Annotated in this window: 6 protein-coding genes; 5 read left to right on the plus strand and 1 reads right to left on the minus strand. The window is 29.4% G+C overall.

The genetic code is table 11. From position 1 onward, the window contains the following. Positions 1-272 precede the first annotated feature (272 nt). The 4 genes from Q5O29_RS03855 to Q5O29_RS03870 all read left to right on the plus strand — a co-directional run bounded on the left by Q5O29_RS03855 (position 273) and on the right by Q5O29_RS03870 (position 2,956). The gene (locus Q5O29_RS03855) at positions 273-1,559 is read left to right on the plus strand and encodes an adenylosuccinate synthase (protein WP_022211682.1); all 1,287 of its coding nucleotides are present in this window, start codon (positions 273-275) and stop codon (positions 1,557-1,559) included. A gap of 60 nt (positions 1,560-1,619) precedes the next feature. Further along, entirely contained in the window at positions 1,620-1,826 is a 207-nt protein-coding gene (locus Q5O29_RS03860) for a DUF1858 domain-containing protein (protein WP_022211683.1), read from the plus strand. A 120-nt stretch (positions 1,827-1,946) separates the two neighbouring features. Beyond that, complete coding sequence (locus Q5O29_RS03865; RefSeq protein WP_022211684.1) at positions 1,947-2,129, plus strand: DUF1858 domain-containing protein; 183 nt, start codon at positions 1,947-1,949, stop codon at positions 2,127-2,129. Between the two features lie 77 nt (positions 2,130-2,206). Next, complete coding sequence (locus Q5O29_RS03870) at positions 2,207-2,956, plus strand: acyl-[acyl-carrier-protein] thioesterase (RefSeq protein WP_022211685.1); 750 nt, start codon at positions 2,207-2,209, stop codon at positions 2,954-2,956. Between the two features lie 148 nt (positions 2,957-3,104). Here the strand turns inward: Q5O29_RS03870 and Q5O29_RS03875 are convergent, their stop codons facing one another. Further along, positions 3,105-4,349, minus strand: a complete 1,245-nt coding sequence (locus tag Q5O29_RS03875; RefSeq protein WP_022211686.1) for an NAD(P)/FAD-dependent oxidoreductase — start codon at positions 4,347-4,349, stop codon at positions 3,105-3,107. A gap of 118 nt (positions 4,350-4,467) precedes the next feature. Here Q5O29_RS03875 and Q5O29_RS03880 point away from each other — a divergent pair, with 118 nt between their 5' ends. Then, positions 4,468-5,049, plus strand: a complete 582-nt coding sequence (locus Q5O29_RS03880; RefSeq protein WP_022211687.1) for a hypothetical protein — start codon at positions 4,468-4,470, stop codon at positions 5,047-5,049. Positions 5,050-5,245 lie beyond the last annotated feature (196 nt).

The raw sequence follows: 5,245 nt of genomic DNA on the forward strand, positions 1-5,245 counted from the left end.
ATTCCCGAAGGGAGCGTGGCGAAAGCCACTTTTTTAATTTAATTACTAAAAAAAGATATAGTTCGTAAAAATAAAGCAAGTAATTTTATTTAAAAAGGAAAATATAAGATTACTATCTATACAAAGGATTCCTTACGAATTATTAATTATAAAAATAAATAAATATTCGCAAAAATCTTGAAAGTTTATAATTACTTTGATAGTATGAATAGGTAAGAAATTATTAAAAAATTATAAGATAAGGCAATATTTTTAAAAGGGAGGCAGATTTTATGTCAGCATTTATTGTTTTAGGAGCTCAATGGGGCGATGAAGGAAAAGGGAAAATGACAGATTATTTAGCAGAAGAGGCTGAAGTAATAGTCAGATATCAAGGTGGAAACAATGCAGGGCATACTGTAGAAGTTGAGGATAAGCAATATAAGCTTCATTTAATACCTTCAGGAATATTACATGATGAAAAGTTAAATGTAATAGGTAATGGAGTAGTAGTAGATCCAGTAGCTTTATTTGATGAAATAGAATATCTAGAAAAAGAGGGCGTAAGAGTAACACCAGAAAAATTAGTTATAAGTGATAGAGCTCACATAATAATGCCATACCATAAGGTTCTAGATAAATTAAAGGAACTTGCAAGAGGAAAGAATGATATAGGAACAACAGGTAAAGGAATAGGTCCTTGTTATACTGATAAATTTGAAAGATGCGGTATAAGAGTTTGTGATTTAATAAATAAAGAAGTTTTTGAAGAAAAGTTAAAAAGCAATTTAGAAGTGAAAAATAAATATATAACACAAGTATTAGGTGGAGAAGCGTTAGATTTTGCAGAAATTTATAGAGAATATAGCAAGTATGCTGAAAAAATAGCACCTTTTGTTAAGGATACTTCAGTAGTAGTTTATAATAATATAAAAGAAGATAAAAATGTATTATTTGAAGGGGCACAAGGAATGCTTTTAGATATTGATTATGGAACATATCCATATGTAACTTCTTCTAATACAACAGCAGGAGGAGTAGCCAGCGGTGTTGGTATAGGACCTAATATGATAACTAATAGTGTAGGGATTGCTAAGGCATATACAACAAGAGTTGGAAAAGGACCTTTCCCTACAGAGTTAGAAAATGAAACTGGTGAATGGATTAGAGAAAAGGGTCATGAGTATGGGGTAACTACTGGTCGTTCAAGAAGATGTGGATGGCTTGACCTTGTTATATTAAAGACAGCTGTAAGAGTTAGTGGATTAACATCTTTAGTTATAACAAAAATTGATACATTAGCAGGATTAGATAAGATAAAGGTATGTACTGGGTATAAGTTTAATGGTGAGATAATAGATTATTTCCCAGCAAGCTTAGAGGATTTAGCAAAATGTGAGCCTATTTATGAAGAATTTGATGGATGGGATGAATCAGTAGCTAAAGCTAAATCTTTTGATGAGCTACATGAAAATGCAAAGAAATATTTAAATAGAATTGAAGAATTAACGGATACAAGAATTTCAATAGTTTCTGTTGGACCAAAGAGAAGTCAGACTATAAGAGTAAAAGAAATATAGTATAATTATAAACTGTGAAGGAAAGCCTATAAATATAAAAAAATTTAGAGGTGATTCTTTATGGTTGATAAAAATAGTACTATAAGCCAGATTTTAGCGGAAAATCCAGGTGCAATTGATATATTTAATAGTTATGGTATACCATGTTATGGTAATATGGAAAATCAATTGTCATCAGTAGAAGATGTATCTATAAGGTACGGGATAAATGTAGATAATATTTTAAATGATGTAAATAGCAATGGGAATAATAGTGGTCTATATTAGTATTTAATTTAGTAGTTAGAATATTATTTATGAATAGTTTATGGGAAAATATTGAAAATAAACTTTATATTATGTAAAATATATACAGTTGTATAAAATTCTATTAAAGGAAGTGAGAAAATGATTACTAAGGATATGACAATTGGTGAAATTGTAAAAAATTATCCTGAGAAAATAGAAGTTTTAGCATCAGCTGGTATGGGCTGCGTTGGATGTCCATCTGCACAAATGGAAACAGTTGAAGAAGCTGCATTAGTTCATGGACTTAATATAGAAGATCTTTTAGATAAACTAAACAAATAAAAGAGAAATAGGTGTAGAGGTAAATCTATGCCTATTTTTATTGCTAAAATAAATACTATTAGAAAGAGGGGATAATTATGGGAATAAGTTATGAAAAGATGTATGAAATTCACTATTATGAATGTGATAAGAATTTAAATTGTACCCTAGAAAGTATAATGAATTTTTTAGGTGATGTAGGAAATAAGCATGCAGAAAGCTTAAATGTAGGGATGGATTATTTAACAGAAAGAAATATTACATGGGTATTTTATAAATATAATATCAAGGTAAATAGATACCCTGAGTATGAAGAAAAAATAAGAGTAAAAACTGTTGCGGAAGAATTTAAGAAGTTTTATGCATTAAGGAGTTATGAAATATATGATGAAAAGAATATTAAGATAGTGGAAGGTAGTGCATTATTCTTATTAATTGATATTATTAAAAGAAGAGCTATAAAAATTACTGATGATCAATACAAAGCTTATAATGTTGATAAGAACTCTACAACAAAGAAATTAATTGGTAGTCTTGAAAGATTAGAAAAAGTAAAAAATAAAGAATATGTTAGTAATTTTAAAGTTAGATATTCTGATATAGATTTTAATAAGCATGTCAATAATGTTAAGTATGTACAATGGTTTATGGATAGTGTTCCACAGGAGATTAGAGAGGAATATGAGCTAAAGGAAATAGATATACTATTTGAGCATGAATGTTACTATAATGATGAAATCAAATGTGTCTGTGAAATTCATAAAAATGAAGATAATTTATTAGTATTAAGTAATATTCAAGATAAAGACGGTAAAGAATTGACTGTTTTTGTCTCAAAATGGCAATAAAAAAACTCTGGGCTATGGCTCAGAGTTTTTTTATTAATGCTACGCTAATTAGTTAAGTCGCTTCGCTAGTTAGTCACTTCGTTAATTAAGCCATTTATGGCGATTTAATTAAGTGGATTAGCGTAGCGACATTCACTGGTTAACTAATCTACGCTTTGGCTATGCATTCAGCAGCTCTGTGTCCTGAGCTCCATGCCCATTGAAGATTGAATCCACCACAGTCACCATGAACGTCTAAAAGTTCTCCGGCAAAATAAATACCAGGGATAAGTTTTGATTCTAAAGTTGAAGGATTTACTTCAGTAGTATCTATACCACCAATGGTCACTTGTGCTTGATTAAAGTCATTAGTTCCTATACAAGTAAATTTCCATTCTTTTAAAGTATCTATGAGAGACTTTTTTTCTTTCCAATTAAGTTCATAGCAAGGCATATGTAAATTTTCAATCTTACTTTCTTTTAATACTGTAGGTATAAGTTTTTTATTAATTACACCAATTAAAGCATCAATTATAGGTCTATAAGAAAGCACAGCAAAATGGCATTCAATAAAATCTTCTAAGGATTCAACAGTATATTTTGGTAGCATATCTACAACTATTTCTGTTTTTTTACCTTTGGCTAAAGCTTGTGATGCAAAGCCGGAAAGTTGTAGTATTGGTGGACCTGATATTCCGTAATCTGTGAATAATATTTCACCAAAATATTTACGCTCTTCATTACCATCAATAAGTAAAGATGCATAGCCATCAAATTTTACACCAGACAATGATTTAAGATGAGGATAATCTAGTTTTAACTGAACGATTCCAGGAAGTTGAGGAATTATACTATGTCCTAATTTTTCTGATAAATAATATCCAGTTCCATCAGATCCAGTTTTAGGTGCAGTTTTTCCTCCACAAGTTAAAAGTAGTTTATCACATGTGAATAATTTTAATGATTCATTATTTGTGGATAACTTAAAAACTTTTCCTCTGTGGATATCTTTTACTTTACATTCTGTATAAACTGGAATATTTCTGTCCTCTAAAGCTAATCTAAAAATATCCACAACTGAAGATGCTTGAAGAGATTGTGGATAAAGTTTGCTACTTTGTAATTCTACAATAGGAAGACCTAAAGCTAGGAAGAAATCTAAAGTATCTTTCACAGAAAAACTTTTTAAAGTTTCATAATAAAAATTATCATTATTGCTATGATAATTAATAAAGGGTTCTGTAATAGAGATATTAGAAATATTACAGCGACCATTTCCTGTAGCTAATATTTTTTTACCAATTCTATCAGTAGCTTCTAGTATGGCAACATCTATACCAAAATCTTTTGCGGTTACAGCAGCCATTAAGCCAGCTGCACCACCGCCAACAATTAATAATTCATGATGAATCAAAATAAACACTCCTTAAAGAATAATATCAGTTTTCATTATTCAAAGTTAATTTTATTTAGATTTTATCACAGTAATATAAGTAATTAAACTATGGAATACTAGGTAAGAGGTGATATTATTGTTAGCAAAAATAATTAATAAAGATTTAGAGGAATTTGAAAGAGAATTTAAGGTTCGCAGGATGAATTATGATCAAGTAGTAGTTAACTATCCCAGTAATATTGGACTGAAAGTATTTGATAAAAAAGATGTAGAATATATTAAACAGACAGAAATAGATGAATTCTTAATAAAGTATAGTGATTTTTTAAAAATAAAGCTTAATAGAGGAATATCTATAGCTCTATATAAGGCGTTATTGGAAAGTATAGAAGCTGAACTTGATATTATTTTTGAGAATTTGAATTTACTTAAAGATAAATATGAAGTAAACAAGAGAGGTGTTTGGGAAAAAGAAATATTGGCTGTTATTAATTATAAGATACCAGTAAAGCTTATTACTTCCGGTCAAAATTTTAAAAAAAGTGGATTTAATATATCTATTGAAATAATTGAAGAAAAAGAGTTTTTTGAAATATGTAAGTTTGAAATTAATAAAATTCAAGAAGAAATTAAGGAAAAAGAAAGAATTTTATCAAGATATGGTATGGCTATTGAGAAGATGAAAGACACTGAAAACCTAGTAAAAATGCTGGAATAAGAGTGGTTTTATGAGGGGATGTAAAAAAAAATAAAAAAAATGAAGAAAAAGTGTTGACACTTTTTCGGATTTCAAGTATTATAGTTAATGTGCTCGGGGAAATAACCCTGAAGGACAGAGAAATGAAAAACCTAGGCCCCTTGGTCAAGCGGTCAAGACACCACCCTTTCACGGTGGTAACAGGGGTTCGATTCCC

This window comes from Clostridium sp. CAG:265 (genome assembly GCF_000436575.1).
Classification (GTDB): Bacteria; Bacillota; Clostridia; order Clostridiales; family Clostridiaceae; genus Clostridium; species Clostridium lentum.

Bases quoted from the DNA above. Each gene is read 5' to 3' on its own strand.
- Q5O29_RS03870 (WP_022211685.1), top strand. From the start codon at position 2,207: ATGGGAATAAGTTATGAAAAGATGTATGAAATTCACTATTATGAATGT.
- Q5O29_RS03865 (WP_022211684.1), top strand. From the start codon at position 1,947: ATGATTACTAAGGATATGACAATTGGTGAAATTGTAAAAAATTATCCT.
- Q5O29_RS03860 (WP_022211683.1), top strand. From the start codon at position 1,620: ATGGTTGATAAAAATAGTACTATAAGCCAGATTTTAGCGGAAAATCCA.
- Q5O29_RS03855 (WP_022211682.1), top strand. From the start codon at position 273: ATGTCAGCATTTATTGTTTTAGGAGCTCAATGGGGCGATGAAGGAAAA.